This is a genomic window from Vineibacter terrae, assembly GCF_008039615.1.
Lineage (GTDB): Bacteria > Pseudomonadota > Alphaproteobacteria > Reyranellales > Reyranellaceae > Vineibacter > Vineibacter terrae.
The window spans coordinates 13,918-36,174 of the sequence record NZ_VDUZ01000075.1 but is presented as its reverse complement, the minus strand read 5'-3'; the positions used below and the strand labels follow the sequence as shown (position 1 = coordinate 36,174).

The window sequence follows — 22,257 nt, the reverse complement described above, 5'->3', positions numbered from 1 at the left end:
AGCACAATATATCCATAATTGCTACTCAAAAACACCATTTACATGCCTACATACTGGACGCAAAATCGCCGCTTTTTTCAACAAAGCCAAATACTTACCTGACTCTGTCAGGGGTAACTTCGGTCTAAGCGACGCGGCTCATTCCACGTGCCCGCCAGCCGTGGCCGCGTATGTGCAAGTCGGCCTTGCGCCTGCGGCATTGCCTTCGCCGTCCAGCCGACGCACCCTTCGATATGAACGACCATTCACACCAAGCGCGCACCGCCACCGCGCCACAGGAGATCCGGCCATGAAGCTGATGTGGTTTCACCTGATGCCCTACACGGAGCTGCCGGACGACTTCAATACGAAGCACCCGTCGGTGTGGGTCGACATCCATTCGTCGCTGTTCGATCCGCGGCGCGCGCACCACATGTACAACGACTTCATGGACGAGCTCGAGTTCGCAGCCGAATGCGGCTTCGATGCGATCTGCGTCAACGAGCACCACTCCAACGGCTACGGGCTGATGCCCTCGCCCAACCTGATCGCCTCGTCGCTGGCCCGGCGCACCACCGACACCGCGCTCTGCGTCATGGGCAACAGCCTGGCGCTCTACAACCCGCCGACCCGCGTGGCGGAAGAATTCGCGATGATCGACTGCATCTCGGGCGGCCGGCTGATCGCCGGCTTCCCCGTCGGCTCGCCCATGGACACCTGCTTCGCCTATGGCCAGAATCCCAGCCTGCTGCGCGAGCGCTACTACGAAGCGCACGACCTGGTGAAGAAGGCGTGGACCGAGAAGGACACGTTTGCGTTCTCGGGCCGCTTCAACCAGCAGCGCTACGTCAACATCTGGCCGCGGCCGATCCAGAATGATCCGCATCCACCGATCTGGATCCCGGGCGGCGGCTCGGTCGAGACCTGGCGCTGGTGCGCCGAGATGGACTACGTCTACTGCTACCTGTCGTACTACGGCTACAAAGCCGGCCTCTCGACGATGCAGGGCTTCTGGCGCGAGATGGAGAAGCTGGGCAAGGACCGCAATCCCTACCGCGCCGGCTTCCTGCAATTCGTCGGCGTTGCCGAGAGCCGCGAGCAGGCGCTCGAGCTCTACACCGAGCCGGCCGAATATTTCTATGGCCGCTGCCTGCATGTCGATGCGCGCTTCGCCATGCCGCCGGGCTACACCACCGAGGCGACGCAGCGGGCCGGCATCCAGGGCATGGTGGCGCAGGCGGCGAACGCCGCCGGTGCTGGCGCCGACAAGAAGAAATACCGCGCCCGCACGATGAAAGAGATCGTCGATGATGGCTACGTGATCATCGGCTCGCCCGACGAGGTGGTCGAGCAGATCCGCCACGTCGCCACCACGCTCAATGTCGGCCACCTGATGCTGCTGCTGCAATACGGCAACATGAGCAAGCAGGTCACCCAGCACAACACGCGGCTGTTCGCCGAGAAGGTGATGCCGCGCGTGAAGGATCTGTTTTCCGAATGGGAGGACCGCTGGTGGCCCAAGCCGATGGACCGCGGCCAGCGCGCCGCGGTGCCCGCTTTCCAGCCGCGGCTCGCGGCGGAGTGACGGCATCGTCGTCGGTCGGGCCGCGCCGCTCCAGCGGCGCATCATCAGCCGGCCGGCATACGGATCGCGCGCTGTCGGTATGAGCGCCGCTGGAGCGGCGTGGCCCGACCGGACAACCTGGAGTATCTCGTGAACGAACCGCAGACGCTGACGGTCGACGTCAACGGCTTTCCCTGTCGCGTGTGGCGCAAGGGCAACGGCCCGAAGCTGGGCTTCCTCGCCGGCTTCGGCGGCCTGCCGCGCTGGGTCCCCTTTCTGGACAAGCTTGCCGAAAAGCGGACCGTGATCGTGCCGTCGCTGCCGGGCTTCCCCGGCGCCACCGGCCACACCGTGCTCGACAACCACCTCGACTGGGTGATCGCGGTCCGGCAGCTCCTGCAGCGGGCGGACCTTGCCGGTGCCGATCTCGTCGGCAGCTCAGTGGGCGGCGCCTTTGCCGCCGACATGGCGGCGATCTTCCCCGGCCTGGTGAAGCGCCTGGTGCTGATGGCCCCGTTCGGGCTGTTCGACGAGAAGGATCCCGCCACCGATCCCTGGGCGCAGCGCGCCGACAACGTCGCCGGGCTGATGTGCGCCGAGCCGGACAACTGGAGGCAGCTGGTCGCGATCCCCGAGGGCGCCAACTCGATCGAGTGGCCGATCGAGATGACCCGCGCCAGCGAGGCGGCGGCACGCGCGCTCTGGCCGCTGGGCAACACCCAGCTCGCCAAGCGGCTGCCCCTGATCGAGGCGCCGACCTTGGTCCTGTGGGGCGACAATGACCCGATCATGCCGACGAGCTACGCGCACACGATCGCGGCGAGCATCAAGGGGCAGGGCCAGGTCCAGACCATCGCCGGCGCCGGCCACCTCGCCTATCTCGACCAGCCGCAAGCCGTCGCGGCCGCGATCGAGATGTTCCTCGCCCAGAAATAGTCAGGCATCGACGCTTTCACCCTTGCCGGGGAAGCGAACGTCGATCACGAAGTCCATGGCATCGGGCACGGCGCGGTCGACGGTCAGCTCGGCCGGCGGATGGCTGCGCGCACGCGCCGACGTCCCCAGCCCCGACGTCTCATGCAGCCAACCCGACTCCAGCCACGTCGCGTAGGGGACGAACGTCTCGCGCCCCCGCGGCGCCGGACGGCGGCGGGCATTGCCGGTGTTGAACGGCGAGACAGCCGCACGCACGGCGTGCCGTTCCAGCAGGCGGCCGGCATCGAGCACCATGACGATCTGCGGATGACGCCGACAGGCATGCAGGTGACGGTTCAGGCGCTCGACGTCGATCCAGAAGAACACCTTGGTGTTCAACAGGGCGTACCATTGGACCGGCGTCATGCCGCGCAGGCACCGCTGCAGGGCAGCCGGCGGCATCGGTCCCTGGTCGCGCACCACGATGCCGTTCGACAGCACGGTCCGCGCCGCGCGATGGCGCGTGACGCGATCGCGGTCGGCCTGCGTGCTGCCGGCGAGCTGCAGCAGCGCCTGCGCGCTCAACAGGCCGTGCGCCTGGATCGACGACCAGTTGTCGGTCTCGGCGAGATGATAGGCCCGTGTGATGGCCGGATCCCGGCGCCGCACCTCACGACCCGTCACAGGCAGGCGCTCCTGATCTCGTGCATATCGCGCATGATGCCACGCTGCTGCGTGACCCAGAACACATAGGCTGTTGCGTCGTCGGCGTTGCCGCTGCGCAGCAGCAGCGGCAGCATCTGTGCCATGGCGTCCGCGCTGCCGCGATACGCAGCCGTGGCCAGGAAGTCCCGCTCGAGCTGCCTGTATCGGTTGCTGCCGCCGGCGGCATCGGCGCTGCGCGATGCCATCGCCGCGTACTGCGCGCCCATCAGCGGCGCCTGGACACTGCCGAGCTGCGTTGCCTTCCGCAGCAGCGCGAGGGCCAGCCCGATGTCGGCCGGCCCCGCATCGGCGGTGAGCGCAAGCGTCGCAAGCGCGATCGCCGCATTGGGATCACCACCGGCCTCGCGCGCGACGAGCTCGGCTCGATCAGCGTCGGTCGATTTGTTCCATCGCGACTGGATCTTCGCCAGCAGCTGCACGGCGCGGAAATGATCCAGCGGCGTCGACTCCCGCAGGTCGGCCTCGGCTTCGTAGGAATCTTTGAGGGCTTCGAGCTGGGCCGCTTCGCGCAGGTAGCTGGCACGCGGCCCGCCAAGCGGCCGCCCCAGAACCGACGGCGCCGAGGCATATTCTGTCAGCGCGCAGCCGAATGCGCCGACCCACTCGAACATCAGGCCCATCGCCCGCCGCCGGCCTTCCTCCGCCGGGTCGAACCAGTCATCGCCGATCCTCTTGCTGCACAGATGCAGCCGCTGCGTGAGCGCGCCCACCCTGTAGGAGAGGACATCCAGGTGCACGTCCTGGCTGGGCGCGATGCGCAGCAGATCGGACACGCCCGGACATGCCACCGGCGCGCCGACCTGCGCCAGCGCCCGGTGCAGCGTGGTCGTGAGGCCAGCGATGGCCGCAACCAGCGCCGCGGTCATAAGCTTCAGGCCAAGACATCGCACTCCGAGTCGCGAGATCACGTCCGTCATGAGACGCTGCCCGGCGTATCGGCGCGGGAACAGAGTCGAGACTATCCCCGCTTCCAGGTCGTTCCCTGCGGCCCATCTTCCAGCAAGAAGCCTTGCTCCGCCAGTTCCTTTCGGATCCGGTCGGCGGTCGCGAAATCCTTGGCCTTGCGCGCTGCCTGGCGGGCGGCGATGGCGGCCGCGATCTCGGCTTCGTCCGGCCCGCTGGATGCAGGCGTCCAACGGAACCACGCCTCGGCGTCGCTCTCGAGCAATCCCAGCACACCGGCGCCAGCCAGCAGAGCCGCCCTGGCTTGCGTGCGCTCCTGGGCCGTGCCGGCACGATTCAAGGCCGTGGCCAGCTCGTGCACATGGGCCAGCGCCAGCGGCGTGTTGAGGTCGTCGTCGAGCGCCGCGGCGACCTCCGCCGGCACGTCGCGCGCGAGCGGTCCTGCCGCGTCGGCCGAGCTGCGCAGCGCCTGGTACAGCCGGTCAAGCTGCGCCTTGGCTGTCCGCAGCCCGTCCTTGGTGAAGTCGAGCGGCTGGCGGTAGTGCGCCGAGAGCAGCAGCAGCCGGACGGCCTCGCCAGGGAACGCCTCGAGCAGCTCATGCACGGTGAAGAAGTTGCCCAGCGACTTGGCCATCTTCTCGCCGTTGGCGGTGATGAAGCCGTTGTGCATCCAGTAGCGTGCCATGAACGGCGTGCCGAAGGCCGAGCGCGACTGCGCGATCTCGTTCTCGTGGTGCGGGAAGATCAGGTCGAGCCCACCGGCGTGGATGTCGAACGTCTCGCCCAGATGCTGCCGGCTCATGGCCGAGCATTCGATATGCCAGCCCGGCCGGCCGCGTCCCCATGGGCTGGGCCAGCCCGGCTGGTCCGGCGTCGACGGCTTCCACAGCACGAAGTCGGCTGGATCCTTCTTGTAGGGCGCCACGTCGACACGCGCGCCGGCCACCAGCTCGTCGCGGCTATGGCGCGAGAGTTGGCCGTAATCCGCCATGCTCGGCACCGAGAACAGCACATGGCCATCGGCGGCATAGGCATGACCGCGCGCGATCAGCCGCTCGATGATATCGATCATGTGCGCGACATACTGCGTCGCGCGCGGCTCCACATCCGGCGGCAGCGTGTTGAGCCGGCCCATCTCGCGCTGATACGCAGCGGCCGTGCGCTGCGTCAGCCCCTCGATGGCCTCGCCGGATTCCCGGGCGCGATCGATGATCTTGTCATCGATATCGGTGATGTTGCGCACATAGGTGACGCGTGGATAGCGGCGCCTCAGCAGCCGGTAGAGCACGTCGAACACGACCACGGGACGCGCGTTGCCGATATGCACGTGATCGTAGACGGTCGGGCCGCAGACATACATGCGCACATGCGCGGGATCGAGCGGCGCGAATGGTTCCTTGCGCCGCGTGAGCGTGTTGTAGACGACGAGGGACATGGCCCCCTCACTCCCGGAAAGACGATGGCATGCGTGATCGATCGGCCACGAGCGGCCGGCGACTCACATACATCGCGCGCTGGCCGCAGGCGAGCGCCGGGAGTGGAAGACCATAGCGATCATGGGGACACCTTATAGCACCCGCCCCGCACAATGACAGGAGCTTATTGCCACGATTGTCCCGACCCTTCCAAACCTGTCCTTCCCCCGAAGGGGGAAGGACAGGTTCACATGCTCGGAGCGCAGCAAGGCAAGAGATGCAGGAGAACCGCTCCTAAGCGGTCTCGCCCCGCAGGCGCGCCAGGACGCGGTCGCGACCGATCAGCGGCAGGAGCCTCGCCATTTCAGGCCCCTGCTCGCGCGCCGTGAGCGCCAGACGCAGCGGATGGAACAGCGCCCGCCCCTTGCGGCCCGAGCGGGCCGCCAATGCCGCCGTCCAGGCCTTCCATGTGGCGTCGCCCCATGGATCGGGCGGCAGCACTTCGGCTGCCTGAGCCAGGAAGCCGGGACCCTCGACCATGGGCTGCAGTGGCCCCTGCACCACCGGCACCCAGCCGGCGGCATCCGCCACCTGCGCGAGGTTGCCGCGCACCGCCATCCAGAACGCCTCCCCCAGGCTGGCTGCCGCATCGTCCAGGCGCGGCCGCGCCACGGCGAACGGCAGGCCATGCACCGTGCGCTGGCTCAACGTCCGCAGCTCATCCTCGGCGAAGCGCGCCGGCGCCCGCCCGACACGCGCGAAATCGACGCCATCGACCAGCGGCTGCAGGCTGTCCACGGGCTCGACAGGATCGGCGGTGCCCAGACGCGCCAGCAGCGCCCAGACCGCGAGCGGCTCGATCCCCTGTGCCCGCAGGTCGGCCAGCGACAGCGAGCCCAGCCGCTTGCTGAGGCTCCTGCCGTCGGCACCCAACAACAGCGGCAGGTGGGCGAAGACCGGCGGCTCGGCACCCAAAGCCCGGAAAAGCTGGATCTGCGTACCCGTGTTGGTGACGTGATCCTCGCCCCGGATCACATGCGTGATGTTGAAATCGATGTCGTCGACGACCGACGGCAGCGTGTAGAGGTACGTGCCGTCGGCACGGATCAGCACCGGATCGCTCTGGCTCGATTCGTCAATATGCTGCGCGCCGCGGGCCAGGTCGTCCCAGCGCACATCGCCGGGCTCGAGCATGAACCGCCAGTGCGGCTTGCGGCCTTCCGCCTCCAGCCGCGCCCGATCGGCATCCGAGAGCCGCAGCGCGGCGCGGTCGTAGACCGGCGGCCGACCCTGCGCCAGCAGGCGCTTGCGCCGGAACTCCAGCTCCTCCGGCGTCTCATAGCAGGGATAGAGACGGCGCCCCGCGATCAGCCGGTCGCGGGCGCCGTCGTAGGCGGCGAAGCGCAGCGACTGCCGCTCCAGCCGGTCCCAGTCCATTCCCAGCCAACGCAGGTCGTCCTGGATCGCCTGGGCGAAGGTCTCGGTCGACCGCTCGCGGTCGGTATCATCAAGCCGCAGCACGAAGCTGCCGCCATGCCGGCGCGCGAACAGCCAGTTGAACAGCGCCGTGCGCACATTGCCGACGTGCAGCCGTCCGGTGGGGCTGGGCGCGAAGCGGACGATAGGGGGCAAGCTCACGGCGTCACTGACGAATGCGGGCAGGGGCGTCTTGATGCCCGTTTCACCCCGATGAGGCAAGGGCGCCCGGCATCGGCTAGCTTGCCGCACGCCGGGAGCATGCCTAACCTCCCTGCAACACAACGACAGGGGGGAACCCGACATGCAACGCCGCGACGTCCTGGGCCTGATGGCCGGCTTCGCAACGACATTGACGGCACCGGCGGCCGGCCGCGCCCAGGCCAAGTACCCGGACCGGCCGGTGCGGCTGGTGATCCCGTTTCCACCGGCCGGGCCGACCGACATCATCGGCCGCATGGTGGCGGAGAAGCTGACGCCGGTGATCGGCCAGCAGGTCGTGGCCGACAACAAGGCCGGCGCCGCCGGCTCGATCGGCAGCACCGAAGTCGCCAAGGCCAAGCCCGACGGCTACACGCTGCTGTTCGCCACGTCCTCGACGCATGCGACGAATCCCTCGACCTTCGTCAAGCTGCCCTACGACCCGGTCAAGGACTTTGCCCCCGTGGCGCTGATCTGCGTCAACCCGCTGGTGCTGGTCACGCATCCGTCGATGCCGGACACGCTGCCCGGCCTGATCGACCTGATGAAGAAGAACCCCGGCAAGTATTCCTACGGATCGTCGGGCACCGGCGGCATCACGCATTTCGCCGGCGAGATGCTGAAGACCATGGCCGGCGGCCTGCAGGTCGAGCACGTGCCCTACCGCGGCTCGAACCCGGCGCTGCAGGACACGCTGGCCGGCAATGTCGCCTGGATGTTCGAGACCGTGAGCACCACGCTGCAGCACCATCGCACCGGCAAGCTGCGCATCCTCGGCTTCGCGCACGCCAAGCGCGCCGCCATCGCGCCCGACATCCCGACCATCATCGAGGCCGGCCTGCCGGGATACGAGGCCTACACGTTCAACATCATCATGGCGCCGGCGGGCACGCCGCAGCCCGTGATCGACACACTGCACGCGGCCTACGCCAAGATCATGGCCGACGCAGCCCTGATCAAGGGGCTGGAGCAGATCGCCGCCGTGCCCTACACCGACTCGACGCCCGCGAGCGCTGCGAAGTTCGTCACCGACGAGATCGCGAAATGGGCGCCGGTCATCAAGGCGACGGGTACAAGGATCGAGTGAACCTACGGATGCAAGAAGCCTTCATGGTGAGCTTGTCGAACCATGAAGGCTCCACGACCGACCGTGCGAACGCTTCATGGTTCGACAAGCTCACCATGAAGCATACTTGCTTCGCCACCCGATTCACCCGCGAAACGCATTGGTGATCGGGTAGCGGCGATCGCGCGAGATGGTGCGGCCGGTGATCTTGACGCCGGGCGGCGCCTGGCGGCGCTTGTATTCAGCCATCTCCAGCATGCGCCAGACCCGCTGCACCGTGGGCGCATCGTAGCCCTCGGCGACCAGCTCCTCGGTGGCAAGGTCGCGCTCGATCAGGCCTTCGAGGATCTTGTCGAGCACGTCGTAGGGCGGCAGCGTGTCCTGGTCCCTCTGGTCGGGCTTGAGCTCGGCCGACGGCGGCTTGGTGATGATGCGCTCCGGAATGACGCAGCCGGCCGGTCCCATGGCGCCGTCCGGATGCTGCCCATTGCGCCAGTGGCTGAGCTCGAAGACCGTCGTCTTGTAGACGTCCTTCAGCGCGTTGTAGCCGCCGCACATGTCGCCGTAGAGCGTCGAATAGCCGACCGCCATCTCCGACTTGTTGCCGGTCGTCACCACCATGTGGCCGAACTTGTTGGAAAGCGCCATCAGGGTGATGCCGCGGGCGCGGGCCTGGATGTTCTCTTCCGTCGTGTCGGCGGCACGATTGCCGAACACCGGCCGCAGCATGTCGTTGAAGGCCTTCATCGCCGGCTCGATCGACACGATGTCGTAGCGGATGCCCATCGCCTCGGCGCATTGCGCGGCATCCTCGAAACTGTCGCGGCTGGTGTAGGGCGACGGCATCATCACCGTGCGCACCCGGTCCGCGCCCAGCGCGTCGACCGCCACCGCTGCCGTCAGCGCCGAATCGATGCCACCCGAAAGCCCGATGATGACGCCCGGGAAACGGTTCTTGTTCACATAATCGCGCAGGCCCAGCACCATCGCCTGGTAGATCGACTCCAGGCGCGACAGGGCCGGCGCCACCGAGCCCGGCGTGCAGTCCCACTTGCCCTCAGCCGTGCGGCGCCAATGGGTCGCGGCAACGGCTTCGCGGAAGCTGGGCAACGCGACCCGCAAGGCGCGATCGCTGCCAATCACGAAGGACGCCCCGTCGAAGATCAGCTCATCCTGGCCGCCGACCTGGTTGACGTAGCAGAGCGGCAGGCCGCTCTCGACGACACGGGCCACACCCAGCTGCACGCGCCGCTCGGTCTTGTCGACCTCGTAGGGCGAGCCGTTGGGCACCAGGATCAGCTCGCCGCCGGTCTCGGTGATGCATTCGACGACATCAGGAGTCCAGATATCCTCGCAGATCGGCACGCCGATGCGCACATTGCGGAAGATCAGCGGACCAGGCATCGGACCGGGTGCGAACACGCGCTTCTCGTCGAACACGCCGTAGTTCGGCAGGTCGACCTTGAAGCGCTTGCCAGCGATCTCGCCGCGATCGAGCAGCAGGACGGCATTGTGCAGCCTGTCGCCCTCGCGCCAGGGCGTGGTGACGAACAAGGCCGGGCCACCGTCGGCGGTGTCGGCACGCAGCTGCTCCACGGCCTCGTGCAGGCGGCGCTGGAAGGCCGGCTTGAGCACCAGGTCCTCGGGCGGATAGCCCGACAGGACCAGCTCGGAAAAGATCACGGCGTCGGCGCCCAGCTTCGCGGCCTCGGCGCGCGCGGTCCGCACCTTGGCGACATTGCCGGCGATGTCGCCCACGGTCGGGTTGAGCTGGGCGATGGCGATGGTCAGCGAGTCGGTCATCCGTTCACTCTACAGGCTCAGCGCCCGGCAACAATGGCGCGCCGCTATACACCGGCCTGCCGCGCGCCACCATTGACCAGGATGTCACCTACTTATGCTAATATTGAGCATAAGAGTTATCAAGGCCTGCGCTCGCCTGCATGGCTGCCATGGTGAACGATCCGATGCTGGTCTAGCGTCCGAACCCCGGCAGGTCGGGTGGCGGGTAGTAAGGCCGATCACCCAACGCCTTGACCCGGGCCCAGAACTCCGGACCGCCGGCCTTGCCGACAGCGTCGAGATCGGCGGCCTGCCGCCACATGTTCCACGAGTCGGGATGGAGCCGGCTGGCCTCGGCCAGGTGGCGGTCGGCCTCCTCCGGCTTGCCATGCGCCCGCAGCCATGTGCCGAGCCGGAAATGGGCATGGGCCTGCGCGATTTCCGTCGTGATCCGCGGCTGCTTGCGACGGGCATCGTCCGTGGCCAACGCATGCCTGCCTGTCAGCACCCAGTCCTTGACCGCCCCGAGATAGGCGGTGCGCGCCGCCAGCCGTGCCGCCTGATCCTCGGGCGCCATGGTGCGCGTCGCCAGGTCCATGCGGCGGAAATGGTCGGTCGATCCCGCCGTCTCGGCGGGACGCACGACGCGGCCGGCCTCATCGATCCATACCGCCTGCGGCACATTGACCATGCCGTAGAGGTCGGCGACGCAATGGTCGGCGTCGATCAGGCACCAGTAGGCGGTCTTCGCCTGCTCGATCCATTGGCGCGCCTGCTCCGTGCCGCGGCTGTCCTCGGCCACGGCCACGACCATGAAGCTGCGGTCCTTCAGCTCGTCATACAGTAACTGCCACACGGGCAAGTCGAGACGGCAGCCTCACCAGCTGGCCCAGGTGGTCAGGAACACCTTGCGGCCGCGCAGCGCCGAGAGCGTGTGCGGCACGCCGTCGAGGTCGGGCAGCGTGAAGTCCGGCGCTTCCAGGCCCGCCAGCTGCGTGTTGCGGGCCTCGGCGCCGACGCCCAACACCCAGGTCTCGCCGGCATCGTCGTGCAGCACGGGGTTGCCCAGAAACTGCCAGAAGGCAGCGACATCGACATGGCCCGGACGCGTGGCGCCGGCCGGCAGTGGCACGCAGGAATCGTCGCAGCACATGCCTTCCGGCTTGGGCGTCCAGCCCGTGACACGCTGCGCATCGGCGGCCGTAAGCCACAGGCCTTCGGCCGGCGCGACGGCATGCTCACCCGATTGACCGAGCACGATGACCATCATCCCCTCCCGTCGGAAAAATCGACCCGCGAGGACTACCATGCCCGGCCGGCAGGGTGCATGGCCGACATGTCTCGCACGCAATCGTGAAACCGCGCCGGCGGCCTGGCGCGAGTCCAAGATACGCCGGCTGCAGGCCAGCGCCCATCCCGTCACGTGACCGCTTGCGTCAGCGGCCCGCCGGCACCAGCGGCACGAAGTCGTAGTCGCCCACACCCTGCAGGACCAGGAAGGTGGCCGAGCGATCGCCGTCATTGACGACGAGGTGCGGCCGTCCCGGGCGGGCGGTGCAGGTCTCGCCGGGGCCCAGCCGCACGTCCTCCTTGGGGTCCTGCAGGAAGACCCGGATCCGACCCTCCAGCACATAGAAGGTATCGGCGATGTGGGTGTGGTAGTGCCACGGCACCTTCTGCGTCGGGCTGATCTGCAGCTCGCTGATGCGAAAGCCCGGCCGCTCGGCATGGCGTGCCCGGCGCTCGACTTCGTAGAGATGGCTGGCGTCCTTCACGGCCTGCATGGTCGTGCCTCCCTGGCGGGTGTTCACGTCGCTGACTTTGCCATGGCGAGCGAGCTGCGTCGGCCGGCTACCCGGTCGACGCCTGGCGCACCGCGCTCTCGAAAGTCTGAGAGTCGAACGCCGGCAGGCTCTGGATGCGCCCCAGCCCCTGGGCGGCATACCAGACGGAAAACGCCAGCATGACCTCCGCGTCGGGCGCGTCGACGACATCGACGAAGTCGTACGGCCCCTGCGTGTAGTGGATCGATTCGAGCTTGATGCCCAGCTTCTCGAGCTTGGCACGCGCCTTGGCGGTGCGCTCGGTCTGTTTGCCGGCCCAGTCGACGCTGAGCGTGCCGAGCAGAACATACTTCATGACGGCCCTCCCATCGCAGATGCATCCGGGAACAGGGACTACGGTGCTTACAAAGCCGGGGTCTTGACCGTGCGGTTGCGATGCAGGAACTCGCGGCCGACCTTGACCCGCGGCACGCCATCATACTCCACGATATCGGCCGTGGCGTAGGTCTCGCTCCAGTTCGACGGCAGGAACGAGCCCGAGCCGACGACGTCGATCGGAGCGCCGGCTTCAGCCATGACCCGGCACTTGGCGGGGCCGAAGCCGGACGAGGCCACGATCCGCACCTTGTTGAAGCCGGCAGCATCGAGCTGCTCGCGGACATGGAACAACGCCGCCGCCGAGACGCCGGTGCCGACCAGATGGCGCAGCTCGTCCTCGGTGCGATAGCCTCGGATCGAGTCGGGCGCATGCCGCTCCATCACGGCATAGGACGCCTGCGGGTCGAGCCCCTCGACATAACGGCCGCCGGTGGTGTCGAGGCGCACCGAGAGCTGGCCGGCCGCCACCAGCTCGGGGAAGCGCCGGGCAACGGCCAGCGAGTCCGACACCTCCCTGGCGAAGTAGTCGACCAGCACGGTCATCGGCTCGCCGGGGAATGTCTCGTGGTACATCTCGGCAGCCCGCAGGGTCGAGCCGGCATAGCCGATCAGGGCGTGCGGCATCGTGCCCATGCCCTGGTCGCGGCCGAAGAAATGCGCCGTCGAATGGGTGGCATTGCCGATGAAGCCCACCGCGTTCAGCTTGCGCTTGGCGCGCGCCGAGCCCACCGACGCGGCATAGGCCATCATCTCCGCCATCTCGGCGCCGGCGCAGTGGCGTGCATCCATGGCCAGGAACGCCGTCCTGGGCATCTCGGCGCACATGGTGTAGGCGTTGTAGGCGGCGACGCAGGCCGGTCCGAGCTTCTGCAGGAAGATCGTCTCGAGGTCGACCAGGTGGTAGAACGAGCCGGTGATGTACATGATCGGCTCGCCGGCGCCGACCCATTTGCCTTCGGGGTAGCGCAGGTCGACCTGGACCTTGGCGCCGCGTGCCGTGGTGAGCTCCTGCAGCCAGTCCAGCGCCAGCCGCGGCGCGCACACCACCGGCCGCCGCATGAAGATGGCATAAGTGACGATGCAGTCGCCGAACTTGCCGATCACACCCTTCGTGCGATTGAAGTAGTGATCGGTGTAGCGCGAAACGTCCGGATTCGCCGGATGCATCGAGCCCTCCTCCCCTGAGATGACGATCAGGCGCGGCCGCGCGTCACTTCGCCGGCGAGCTGCTGCGCTCGCGCGCGATGCGCTCGCTCTTCAGGCCTTCGGCCAGCAGGAACGCCAGCTCCAGCGCCTGGCTGGCGTTGAGCCGCGGATCGCACTGCGTCTCGTAGCGCGCCGTCAGCCCGTCGACCGTGATGTCGACCGCGCCGCCCACGCACTCGGTGACCTCCTGGCCGGTGAGCTCGAAATGCACGCCGCCGGGGTGAGTGCCCTCCGCGCGATGGGCCTCGAAGAACGCCCGCACCTCGCGCAGGATCGCATCGAAGTAACGGGTCTTCAGCCCGTTGGCCGCCTTCACCGTGTTGCCGTGCATGGGATCGCACGACCACACGACCTTGCGGCCCTCGCGATGGACCGCGCGCAGCAGCGCCGGCAGCTTGGCCGCCAGCGTATCGGCACCCATGCGGGTGATGATCGTGATGCGGCCAGCCTCGTTCTTCGGGTTGAGCGCGTCGAGCAGGCGCATCAGGTCGTCGGCCGACATGTCAGGCCCGGCCTTGAAGCCCAGCGGGTTCTTCACGCCGCGCAGGAATTCGACATGGCCACCGTCCGGCTGCCGCGTGCGCTCGCCGATCCACAGCATGTGGGCGCTGCAGTCGTACCAGTCGCCGCTGGTCGAATCGACGCGGGTCAGCGCCTGCTCGAAGGGCAGCAGCAGCGCCTCGTGGCTGGTGAAGAAATCGGTCTCCGCGATCTGGGGCGTGGTGGCCGAGGTCAGGCCGCAGGCCGCCATGAAGGTCAGCGTCTCGTCCAGCCGGCTGGCGAGGTCGGCATAACGCGCCGCCGCCGGCGACGTGGCGACGAAGTCGAGGTTCCAGCGGTGCACCTCGTGCAGGTCGGCATAGCCGCCCTGGGCGAAGGCGCGCAGCAGGTTCAAGGTCGCCGCCGACTGGTTGTAGGCCTGCACCATGCGCTCGGGGTCGGGCCGGCGCGCCTCGGGCGTGAACTCGAAGCCGTTGACGTTGTCGCCGCGATAGCTCGGCAGCTCGACGCCGCCGATCACCTCGGTGTTGGACGAGCGCGGCTTGGCGAACTGGCCGGCGATGCGGCCGACCTTCACCACCGGCATGCCGGCGCCGTAGGTCAGGACCACCGCCATCTGCAGCAGCACCCGGAACATGTCGCGGATGTTGTTGGCCGTGAAATCGGCGAAGCTCTCGGCGCAGTCGCCGCCCTGCAGCAGGAAGGCGTGGCCCTCCGCGACCCGCGCCAGCGCCGTCTTCAGCCGGCGCGCCTCGCCCGCGAAGACCAGCGGCGGATAGCGCCGCAGCCGGGCCTCGGCCGCCTCGAGGGCGGCCTGGTCCTCGTAGACCGGCATCTGCTGGGCGGGAAGGTTGCGCCAGGAGTCCGGCGACCAGGCAAACGACGCCACGCCCCCCGGCCGGGTTTCGGTCGGCTTGCGTTGCGACGCACCGTGGGTACCGTCCATGACACTTCCCTTCATCCTGTCGCCCGAGCACCGGGTCGGCCTTTTGCAGGCCGGCCCGGTTCTACGCTTTTTCCACAGACGCTGCCAAGCGTCGTGCCGGCCGTCTTCGGCAAAATACCGGCCGCCACCCGCGATATATGGGGGTCTGTCTGACAAATCGCCGCCAGTCCTCGGGCCGGGCTGTCACGGCGTAGCGGGTTTGCCGAAACCGGCGACCTCCACGGGTGCCGGCCGCCTGCCGAAACCGGCGGGCCGGCCGTCGCGGCGGCTCCAGGCGCGGCCGCAGCGCAACGTCAGGCGACGGCCTTCAGGGCGTCGAGGGTCTCATCCGGACACTCGACCATCATGAAGTGGCCGCAGTCCTTCAGCAGCGTCATGCGGCTGCCGGCGACGGCGGCGGCCAGCGGCTTGCACTTGGCGGCCGGCGTCATCTGATCGATATCGCCGCACACGAAGGCCGCGGGGCACGTCACCTGCGCCGCCCGGGCGGGGGCATCCTTGTAACTGTTGCAGGCAGCCAGATCGCTGTGGATGACGCCGGGCGCCGCCTTGTCGAGCACCGCCAGCGATTCGCGCGTCAGCCACAGGCCGGGGCTGACCATGCCGCCGACCTGGTGCGCCTTGCCCAGCCCCCAGAACGTCATCAGCTCGCGGACCTTGGCCGTGCCTGCCTTGGCGGACTCCAGCATCTCGGGGTGCACGGGCATCTCGCCGGCGATGCCGCACAGGCCCAGCGCCCGCACGCGATCGGGATAGCGCCCGGCCGCATCGAGCGCCACCAGGCCGCCCATCGAATGGCCGACCAGCGCCGCCTGGCGCAGGCCGGCGGCGTCGAGCAGCCGGATCGTCCAATCGGCTAGGGCGGGGATGCCGGCAAGCGGCGGGCCGCCCGACCGGCCATGCCCCGGCAGGTCGACGGCCAGCACCGAACGGCCATGGTTGGCGAACCAGCGGGTCTGCAGCCGCCATGTCGTGCGGTCGAAGCCGGCGCCATGCAGGAACACGACGACCGGCCTCGCCGGATCGAACGGGACGCCGCCAGTGGTGGCGAACACCTCATGGCCATCGACTGTCAACGTGGTGGTCATTGCACGGCTCCGGCGTGTTTGATGGTGATGATCTCACGATCCCTTCCCCCGGAGGGGGAAGGATATTCAGCCCTTGAGCGCGGCGCGCAGCGCCGGCGACAAATCGTCGATCAGGTCCTCGACATCCTCCAGGCCCACCGACAGGCGCACCATGCCTTCGCCGATGCCGGTGGCCGCGAGCTGCGCGGCCGTGAGCTGCGCATGCGTGGTCGAAGCCGGGTGGATCACCAGCGACTTGGCATCGCCGACATTGGCCAGGTGGGAGAACACGCGCAGGCGCTCGATGAAGCGCTTGCCGGCCTCGCGGCCGCCCTTGAGATCGAAGGCGAAGATCGCGCCGCTGCCGCGCGGCAGCAGCGTGCTCGCCAGCGCGTGGTCGGGATGGCCGGGCAGATCGGGATAGAGCACGCGTTCGACGGCCGGGTTGGCGACGAGGAACTCGGCCACCTTGCGCGCGTTGGCGACGTGCTGGCGCATGCGCAGCGGCAGCGTCTCCAGCCCCTGCAGCAGGTAGAACGCGTTCTGCGGCGACAGCGCCGGGCCGAAATCGCGCAAGCCCTCGGCGCGGGCGCGCATGATGAAGGCGTGCGGCCCGAACTCGGCTGCGAAATCGACGCCGTGATAGCCGGCATAGGGCTCGGTCAGCGTCGGGAACTTCCCCGATGCGCGCCAATCGAAGCGGCCGGCCTCGACCAGCACGCCGGCGATCGCCAGGCCATGGCCGCCGATGAACTTGGTGGCCGAATGCATGACGATGTCGGCCCCGTGCTCCAGCGGATTGCACAGGTAGGGCGACGCGAAGGTGTTGTCGATCATCAGCGGCACGCCTGAAGCGTGCGCGATCTGCGCCGCTGCCGGCAGGTCGAGCACCTCGCCGCCGGGATTGCCGATCGTCTCGCCGAACACCAGGCGCGTTTCCGGCCGGATCGCCTTGCGCATGCCGTCAAGATCGCGCGGGTCGACGAACGTCGTCGTGATGCCGAAGCGCGGCAGGGTGAGACCCAGCATATTGCGGCTGCCGCCATAGAGCGACGAGGAGGCCACGATATGGCCGCCCTGCCCCATCAGCGTCGCGATGGCGATATGCAGCGCGGCCTGGCCGCTGGCCACCGCCAGCGCGCCGGTGCCCTTCTCCAGTGCCGCAACGCGCTCCTCCAGCACCGCCACGGTCGGGTTGGAGATGCGCGAGTAGATGTGGCCGCCGACCTCGAGGTTGAACAGGCTGGCGGCATGCTCGACATCGCGGAACACGAAGCTGGTGGTCTGGTAGATCGGCACCGCGCGGGCGCCGGTCACCGGATCGGGCTGCTGGCCGGCATGCAGCGCCAGCGTGTCAAACTTCAGGAATTTCGCATCCGGCATTATACTGCTCCGCATTCCGGGAACGGAACCGCGTCCCGACCGCCGGGTGCGAGACTAGACGAGGGCGGCGGACGCGCAATCACAAAGGCGGCGGCAAGGTCCGCATGAGACGGACCGCCGGACCCGCTTCAGGCGAAGAAGAACCGGAGGGACCCCTCATGCGCCTTCTCACGAGACTCGGACTCCGACTCGCGCTGATCGCCGCCGCCGGCTGGGCGCTGCCTGCCCTGGCCAGCGATGACCGGCCGGCGGCCGACGATGCGGCCGCGACCGGCGGCATGCCCGGACCGCCGGTGACGCGCCTGATCTGCACGCCCAAGGCGCTGGGGCTGGTGTGCTCGACCACCAACCTCCGCGCCGCGGTCACCGCAGGCCAGGCCGGCCGCTCGCAAACGCTGACGGCGGCGCCCTATCAGCCCTATGCGGTGCCGCATGGCCGCGTGCTGACCGGCTTCGATGTCGACCTGACGGTCTATGCCAACCGCAGCGAGGGCGGACGCGTGTTCCTGATGGTCGATATCGGCGGCGATGCGCATCTGTTCGACCTCACCGACCAGATCCAGCCCGGCAAGGGCGGCATCCGCACCGTGCGCTTCAGCACCGACCGCGCGCTGATGGCCGAGGGCATGGCGGCGGACGGCGGCAGCCGGCTGCCGATCCACCTGCTGCTGACGGCGCAGACCCGCGCCGCCGCCGACACCGCACGGCTGGACGTGATCGAGATCGAGATGCGGCCCCGGTCGGGGTCGTAGAACCAGGGCCGCCATCCACGCTGCCGCCCTTTCCGTCATCCCGAGCGCAGCGAGGGATCTCCCGCGAATGACGCATTGTGCGCCTTGCCGCAGGAGATCCCTCGCTGCGCTCGGGATGACGGCTCGCCTGCCTACCGGCAGCGCAGGTAGGCGCCTTCGTTGTAGATCAGCGAGCCGCGCGGGCAGGTGCGCAGGTCGATCGACGCGTCGCGCATCTGGCCGTCGTTCTTGGGGCATGTCGCCATCAGCAGATAGCCGTTGACGACGCGCTCGTTGCGGCATTCGCGCCGATAGGGTCCGCCCGGCAGATCGTAGCGGCCGCGCGCTTCGCGATCGCGCCAGCCGTCGCTGTTGCCCGGCGGGGTGCCGCATTTCAGGTAGGCGCCGTCATTGTAGACCGGCGTCCCGCGCGGGCAGGTGCGCAGATCCAGAGACGATTCGCGCAGCGCGCCGTCGCGCTTCGGGCAGGTCGCCCGCAGCAGATAGCCGCCCTCGACGCGCTCGTTGCGGCAATCATACCGGTACGGGCCTGGCGGCAGTGAATAGCCGTAGCGGTCCTTGCCGTAGCCGGTGTTGGAGCCGCCGCCGCTGCTGTTGCACTTCAGGTAGGCGCCGTCGTTGTAGACGATCGCGCCGCGCGGGCAGGTGCGCAGATCGAGCGACGATTCACGCAACGCGCCGTCGCGCTTGGGGCAGGTCGCCCGCAGCAGGTAGCCACCCTCGACGCGCTCGTTGCGGCACTCCTGCCGGTACGGCCCCGGCGGCAGGTCGTAGAAATCGCGTGCCACCGCCTCCCCCGCTCCCAGTGCCGCGCCGGCCAGCGCCGCGACCATCACCCACTGCTTGCCCGAGAGACGGGACATGACTTCCTCCCTGACAGAGACCACCATCATCTGTCCTTCAATTAAGTCCCAACGGCGGCATGTTCCGTCAATCTTTGGGGAATCTGCGGCGGCTCACTGCGCCGTCCAGCCGCCGTCGCTGACGAGCTGGGAGCCTTGCATGTTGGCGGCCGCCGGCGAGCACAGGAAGACGGCCAGCGCCGCAAGCTGCTCGGGCGTCGTGAACTGCAGCTGCGGCTGCTTCTCGCCCAGCAGTGTGTTGCGGGCCTGCTCGACGCTGATCTTCTGCTCGGCGGCGCGGGCCTCGATCTGCTTCTGCACCAGCGGCGTCAGCACCCAGCCCGGGCAGATGGCGTTGCACGTGACCCCGGTGTTGGCGCATTCGATCGCCACCGCCTTGGTCAGGCCCAGCACGCCATGCTTGGCCGCGACATAGGCCGTCTTGTGGCCCGACGCCACCAGCCCGTGGGTGGACGCGATGTTGATGATGCGGCCCCAGCCGGCCTTCTTCATCAGGGGCAGCGCGGCGCGGATGGTGTGGAAGCTGCTCGACAGGTTGATGGCGATGATGGCGTCCCAGCGCTCGACCGGGAAGTCCTCGACCGGCGCCACGTGCTGGATGCCGGCGTTGTTCACCACCACGTCGACCGAGCCCAGGGTGGCGGCGGTCCTGGCCACAAGGTCGGCGATCTCCGCCGGCTTGCTCATGTCGGCGGGATGGTAGGCGGCCTTGCCCGGCCCCGTGGCGGCGATGTCCTTGCGGATCTGCTCGATCGCCGCGGCATCGCCGAAGCCGTTGAGCATCACATTGGCGCCTTCGGCCGCCAGCGCGCGGGCGACGCCCAGCCCGATGCCGCTGGTCGAGCCGGTGACGATGGCCGTCTTGTTGGCAAGGATCATGGGGGCTTAACCTCCTGGTCGGACAATCAACATTGTCATCCCGAGCGCCCCTTCGACAGGCTCAGGCGAGGGATCTCCTGCGTACGACGCACCATGCGTCCGGTCGCGGGAGATCCCTCGCCTGAGCCTGTCGAAGGGGCGCTCGGGATGACAGCACGAAATGTTCAGCGCTTGAAGAACTGCTGCGCCGCGGCGGCATGGGCCTGCTTGGCCTTGATCTTCTCCTCGACACGCGCGATCTCAGCCTTCATCTCGGCGATGTAGCCGCGCAGCTCGTCGACCGACATGGGATCGAGATTCCTCAGCTGCGGCTTCTTCGTGCGGGGCTCAAGCTCATCATCATCGCGCGCCATGGCCTTCCTCCGGCAGGATCGCCCGGCGGGCCGATGGACGGTCCGCCCGGCTCCGGGCTATAGCAGGCGTCCATCGCCACCGAAACCCGTGCGGAGAGTCGCAATGAGCGCCCTGCCCCCTACCATGACCTGCATCGAGATCAGCCAGCCCGGCGGACCCGATGTGCTGAAGCCGGCGACGCGTCCGGTGCCGGCGCCCCAGGCAGGCGAGGTCCTGATCAAGGTCGCGGCTGCCGGCGTCAACCGGCCGGACCTCGCGCAGCGCGCCGGCACCTATCCGCCGCCGCCCGGCGCGTCCGACCTGCCCGGCCTGGAATGCGCCGGCACCATCGCCGCCCTGGGCGCCGATGTCAGCGGCTGGTCGGTGGGCGACGCGGTCTGCGCCCTGACGCCGGGCGGCGCCTATGCCGAGTATTGCCGCGTGCCGGCGCCGCAATGCCTGCCGGTGCCGGCCGGCTTCGACATGGTGCAGGCGGCTGCGGTGCCGGAGACCTACTTCACCGTTTGGCACAATCTCTTCGAGCGCGGCCGGCTCGCGGCCGGCGAGAGCGTGCTGATCCATGGCGGCGCCAGCGGCATCGGCACCACCGCCATCCTGCTCGCCAAGGCGCTGGGCGCCACGGTGCTCACCACCGTGCGCAACGCCGAGAAGGCCGCCGCGGTGAGCAAGCTCGGCGCCGACTACGCCGTCCTCTACAAGGACAATGACTGGGCTGCCGAGGTGAAGCGCCTGACCGACGGTGCCGGCGTCGACGTCGTGCTCGACATGGTGGCCGGCGACTACATCCCCAAGAACCTGCAGCTCCTGAAGCCGGAAGGGCGGCTGGTGGTCATCGCCGTGCAGGGCGGCGCCACCGCCACCATCAACGCCGCCTTCGTGATGATGAACCGGCTCACCATCACCGGCTCGACCATGCGGCCGCAAAGCATCGCCAACAAGGGCCGCATGGCGGCTGGCCTGCGCCAGAAGGTCTGGCCCCTGCTCGACAAGGGCGTGATCAAGCCGGTGATCTTCAAGACCTTCCCCATGGCCAACGCCGCCGCCGCCCATGCCGAGCTCGAGCGCGCCGATCATGTCGGCAAGATCATGCTGACGTTCTGAGCGCCCTCACGCCAGGTAGCCCAGGCACCCTGCCTCCTCGAGCACCGGCACGATCGCCTGCCGGTGCGGCGGCGGCAGCTTGGCGAAGCGGTGACGCAGCGCATCGTAGCATTTCGCCTGGTAGCGGAACGGCGCCTGCGTGTACGGGCGTCCGCGCAGCTCGACCGATACGACGTCCTGCCCGTCGGCGATGGCGCGCGTGTTGGCGGCCAGGAACGGCAGGTAGGTGTCGCCGCACAGCTGCAGCAGCGCGCGCACCATCGCCGGCAGCGGCGCATCGGCGGCGCTCCAGTCGCCATCGACGCCCGAACTGTCGTCGAGCCGCAGCAGCCAGGTCAGCACGTGCGGCGCACGCTCGCGCAGGATGGACGCCGGCGTCGGATCGACGCTGAGGGTGCTGAGCTGGCCGAACAGGCCGAAATCGGCCAGCGACGGCCGGCTGCCGAACAGGAACGGCTGCGCGGGCAGGCCAGCCTCCAGCGCATCGAGGACACGCAGGTAGCTCTTCTCGATCGTCGGGCGGTTCTCGGCGGTGGCGCCGACCAGCGCCATGCGCCCGACCTGCCGCTCGATGAAGGCCCGGCCGGCCCGCTCGACCTCGCCCGGCGGCCGGCCGATCATGCGGTCGCCGATGACCCACACGGCAGCGAAGGCGCGATCGGGCTCGTACCACCAACGATAATGGTACATCGCCTTGGTCAGCCACTCGTCGGCCATGTCCTCGATGAGGAAGGCCAGGAACGCCTGCCCCGGATCGTCCGGGATCAGCGAGCGCTCGGCCGGATGCCGCTGTTCGAGCGCCTCGATCAGCGGCGTCGAATCGTTGAGCAGCGTGCCGTCGGGGAAGCGCAGCACCGGGATCACCGGCGGCAGGCCCGCCGCGATCGCGATGTCGCGCGCGCCGGGCCCGGCGTGCCATGCGAACGGCAGGCGCCGATAGCGCAGCACGGCGCGCATCTTCATCGAGTACGGCGACGGGTTCGCGCCGTAGAGGTCGTAGCGGCCGTCCGCCATCG

Annotated in this window: 21 protein-coding genes; 5 read left to right on the top strand and 16 right to left on the bottom strand. The window is 68.6% G+C overall.

Translation table 11 applies throughout. The features are described from left to right. Positions 1-289 precede the first annotated feature (289 nt). The gene (locus FHP25_RS38180; RefSeq protein WP_147852252.1) at positions 290-1,564 is read left to right on the top strand and encodes an LLM class flavin-dependent oxidoreductase; all 1,275 of its coding nucleotides are present in this window, start codon (positions 290-292) and stop codon (positions 1,562-1,564) included. A 129-nt stretch (positions 1,565-1,693) separates the two neighbouring features. Further along, entirely contained in the window at positions 1,694-2,479 is a 786-nt protein-coding gene (locus tag FHP25_RS38175; RefSeq protein WP_178134099.1) for an alpha/beta fold hydrolase, read from the top strand. On the opposite strand, the gene FHP25_RS38170 is transcribed toward FHP25_RS38175, so the two are convergent. The 4 genes from FHP25_RS38170 to gltX all read right to left on the bottom strand — a co-directional run bounded on the left by FHP25_RS38170 (position 2,480) and on the right by gltX (position 7,140). Then, positions 2,480-3,142: a DUF7002 family protein gene (locus FHP25_RS38170; RefSeq protein WP_147852250.1), complete on the bottom strand. Its 663-nt coding sequence runs from the start codon at positions 3,140-3,142 to the stop codon at positions 2,480-2,482. It lies immediately after the preceding gene. After that, positions 3,139-4,050 (bottom strand): hypothetical protein, encoded by a 912-nt coding sequence (locus FHP25_RS38165; protein WP_147852249.1) that lies wholly within the window; start codon positions 4,048-4,050, stop codon positions 3,139-3,141. The genes FHP25_RS38170 and FHP25_RS38165 overlap by 4 nt, the downstream gene beginning before the upstream one ends. A 92-nt stretch (positions 4,051-4,142) precedes the next feature. Beyond that, entirely contained in the window at positions 4,143-5,522 is a 1,380-nt protein-coding gene (gene cysS, locus FHP25_RS38160) for a cysteine--tRNA ligase (RefSeq protein WP_147852248.1), read from the bottom strand. Positions 5,523-5,796: 274 nt separating this feature from the next. Further along, a complete protein-coding gene (gene gltX / locus FHP25_RS38155; RefSeq protein ID WP_178134098.1) occupies positions 5,797-7,140 on the bottom strand; it encodes a glutamate--tRNA ligase in 1,344 nt (447 codons plus the stop codon). A 142-nt stretch (positions 7,141-7,282) separates the two neighbouring features. Between gltX and FHP25_RS38150 the strand changes: the two genes are divergently transcribed. After that, the gene (locus FHP25_RS38150) at positions 7,283-8,266 is read left to right on the top strand and encodes a Bug family tripartite tricarboxylate transporter substrate binding protein (protein ID WP_218578934.1); all 984 of its coding nucleotides are present in this window, start codon (positions 7,283-7,285) and stop codon (positions 8,264-8,266) included. 123 nt (positions 8,267-8,389) lie between these two features. On the opposite strand, the gene FHP25_RS38145 is transcribed toward FHP25_RS38150, so the two are convergent. From FHP25_RS38145 to FHP25_RS38105, 8 genes are all read right to left on the bottom strand, one after another. After that, positions 8,390-10,048 carry an NAD+ synthase gene (locus FHP25_RS38145; protein WP_147852247.1) on the bottom strand — a complete coding sequence of 553 codons (1,659 nt, stop codon included), beginning with the start codon at positions 10,046-10,048 and terminating at the stop codon, positions 8,390-8,392. A 172-nt stretch (positions 10,049-10,220) separates the two neighbouring features. Next, on the bottom strand, positions 10,221-11,294 hold the full coding sequence (locus tag FHP25_RS42525) for a TlpA disulfide reductase family protein (protein WP_331461724.1): 1,074 nt from the start codon (positions 11,292-11,294) through the stop codon (positions 10,221-10,223). 169 nt (positions 11,295-11,463) lie between these two features. Then, positions 11,464-11,811: a cupin domain-containing protein gene (locus FHP25_RS38130; protein WP_178134095.1), complete on the bottom strand. Its 348-nt coding sequence runs from the start codon at positions 11,809-11,811 to the stop codon at positions 11,464-11,466. A 67-nt stretch (positions 11,812-11,878) separates the two neighbouring features. Then, a complete protein-coding gene (locus tag FHP25_RS38125) occupies positions 11,879-12,166 on the bottom strand; it encodes a GYD domain-containing protein (protein ID WP_147852243.1) in 288 nt (95 codons plus the stop codon). Positions 12,167-12,213: 47 nt separating this feature from the next. Further along, a complete protein-coding gene (locus FHP25_RS38120) occupies positions 12,214-13,356 on the bottom strand; it encodes a beta/alpha barrel domain-containing protein (RefSeq protein WP_147852242.1) in 1,143 nt (380 codons plus the stop codon). A 43-nt stretch (positions 13,357-13,399) separates the two neighbouring features. Continuing rightward, positions 13,400-14,842, bottom strand: a complete 1,443-nt coding sequence (locus FHP25_RS38115) for a class II 3-deoxy-7-phosphoheptulonate synthase (RefSeq protein ID WP_147852241.1) — start codon at positions 14,840-14,842, stop codon at positions 13,400-13,402. Positions 14,843-15,135: 293 nt separating this feature from the next. Further along, positions 15,136-15,930: an alpha/beta fold hydrolase gene (locus FHP25_RS38110; RefSeq protein WP_147852240.1), complete on the bottom strand. Its 795-nt coding sequence runs from the start codon at positions 15,928-15,930 to the stop codon at positions 15,136-15,138. A gap of 66 nt (positions 15,931-15,996) precedes the next feature. Beyond that, positions 15,997-17,292: an O-acetylhomoserine aminocarboxypropyltransferase gene (locus FHP25_RS38105; protein WP_147852239.1), complete on the bottom strand. Its 1,296-nt coding sequence runs from the start codon at positions 17,290-17,292 to the stop codon at positions 15,997-15,999. A 158-nt stretch (positions 17,293-17,450) separates the two neighbouring features. Between FHP25_RS38105 and FHP25_RS38100 the strand changes: the two genes are divergently transcribed. Then, the gene (locus tag FHP25_RS38100; RefSeq protein WP_147852238.1) at positions 17,451-18,044 is read left to right on the top strand and encodes a hypothetical protein; all 594 of its coding nucleotides are present in this window, start codon (positions 17,451-17,453) and stop codon (positions 18,042-18,044) included. A gap of 131 nt (positions 18,045-18,175) precedes the next feature. On the opposite strand, the gene FHP25_RS38095 is transcribed toward FHP25_RS38100, so the two are convergent. The 3 genes from FHP25_RS38095 to FHP25_RS38085 form a co-directional block, all read right to left on the bottom strand. Continuing rightward, on the bottom strand, positions 18,176-18,907 hold the full coding sequence (locus FHP25_RS38095) for a CVNH domain-containing protein (RefSeq protein ID WP_147852237.1): 732 nt from the start codon (positions 18,905-18,907) through the stop codon (positions 18,176-18,178). A gap of 93 nt (positions 18,908-19,000) precedes the next feature. Further along, on the bottom strand, positions 19,001-19,786 hold the full coding sequence (locus FHP25_RS38090) for a 3-hydroxybutyrate dehydrogenase (protein WP_147852236.1): 786 nt from the start codon (positions 19,784-19,786) through the stop codon (positions 19,001-19,003). Positions 19,787-19,950: 164 nt separating this feature from the next. Further along, a complete protein-coding gene (locus tag FHP25_RS38085; protein ID WP_147852235.1) occupies positions 19,951-20,139 on the bottom strand; it encodes a DUF1192 domain-containing protein in 189 nt (62 codons plus the stop codon). A gap of 103 nt (positions 20,140-20,242) precedes the next feature. Here FHP25_RS38085 and FHP25_RS38080 point away from each other — a divergent pair, with 103 nt between their 5' ends. After that, positions 20,243-21,241, top strand: a complete 999-nt coding sequence (locus FHP25_RS38080; RefSeq protein ID WP_218578932.1) for an NAD(P)H-quinone oxidoreductase — start codon at positions 20,243-20,245, stop codon at positions 21,239-21,241. Between the two features lie 6 nt (positions 21,242-21,247). On the opposite strand, the gene FHP25_RS38075 is transcribed toward FHP25_RS38080, so the two are convergent. After that, positions 21,248-22,255, bottom strand: coding sequence for a glutathione S-transferase family protein (locus tag FHP25_RS38075; protein ID WP_147852234.1), 1,008 nt, complete (start codon positions 22,253-22,255; stop codon positions 21,248-21,250). Between the last annotated feature and the right edge of the window lie 2 nt (positions 22,256-22,257).

Excerpts from the sequence above, each read along its gene's own strand:
- FHP25_RS38180 (WP_147852252.1), top strand. The coding sequence starts at position 290 with ATGAAGCTGATGTGGTTTCACCTGATGCCCTACACGGAGCTGCCGGAC.
- FHP25_RS38165 (WP_147852249.1), bottom strand. The coding sequence starts at position 4,050 with ATGACCGCGGCGCTGGTTGCGGCCATCGCTGGCCTCACGACCACGCTG.
- cysS (WP_147852248.1), bottom strand. The coding sequence starts at position 5,522 with ATGTCCCTCGTCGTCTACAACACGCTCACGCGGCGCAAGGAACCATTC.
- FHP25_RS38150 (WP_218578934.1), top strand. The coding sequence starts at position 7,283 with ATGCAACGCCGCGACGTCCTGGGCCTGATGGCCGGCTTCGCAACGACA.
- FHP25_RS38145 (WP_147852247.1), bottom strand. The coding sequence starts at position 10,048 with ATGACCGACTCGCTGACCATCGCCATCGCCCAGCTCAACCCGACCGTG.
- FHP25_RS38130 (WP_178134095.1), bottom strand. The coding sequence starts at position 11,811 with ATGCAGGCCGTGAAGGACGCCAGCCATCTCTACGAAGTCGAGCGCCGG.
- FHP25_RS38125 (WP_147852243.1), bottom strand. The coding sequence starts at position 12,166 with ATGAAGTATGTTCTGCTCGGCACGCTCAGCGTCGACTGGGCCGGCAAA.
- FHP25_RS38120 (WP_147852242.1), bottom strand. The coding sequence starts at position 13,356 with ATGCATCCGGCGAATCCGGACGTTTCGCGCTACACCGATCACTACTTC.
- FHP25_RS38115 (WP_147852241.1), bottom strand. The coding sequence starts at position 14,842 with ATGGACGGTACCCACGGTGCGTCGCAACGCAAGCCGACCGAAACCCGG.
- FHP25_RS38110 (WP_147852240.1), bottom strand. The coding sequence starts at position 15,930 with ATGACCACCACGTTGACAGTCGATGGCCATGAGGTGTTCGCCACCACT.
- FHP25_RS38105 (WP_147852239.1), bottom strand. The coding sequence starts at position 17,292 with ATGCCGGATGCGAAATTCCTGAAGTTTGACACGCTGGCGCTGCATGCC.
- FHP25_RS38100 (WP_147852238.1), top strand. The coding sequence starts at position 17,451 with ATGCGCCTTCTCACGAGACTCGGACTCCGACTCGCGCTGATCGCCGCC.
- FHP25_RS38095 (WP_147852237.1), bottom strand. The coding sequence starts at position 18,907 with ATGTCCCGTCTCTCGGGCAAGCAGTGGGTGATGGTCGCGGCGCTGGCC.
- FHP25_RS38090 (WP_147852236.1), bottom strand. The coding sequence starts at position 19,786 with ATGATCCTTGCCAACAAGACGGCCATCGTCACCGGCTCGACCAGCGGC.
- FHP25_RS38085 (WP_147852235.1), bottom strand. The coding sequence starts at position 20,139 with ATGGCGCGCGATGATGATGAGCTTGAGCCCCGCACGAAGAAGCCGCAG.
- FHP25_RS38080 (WP_218578932.1), top strand. The coding sequence starts at position 20,243 with ATGAGCGCCCTGCCCCCTACCATGACCTGCATCGAGATCAGCCAGCCC.
- FHP25_RS38075 (WP_147852234.1), bottom strand. The coding sequence starts at position 22,255 with ATGGCGGACGGCCGCTACGACCTCTACGGCGCGAACCCGTCGCCGTAC.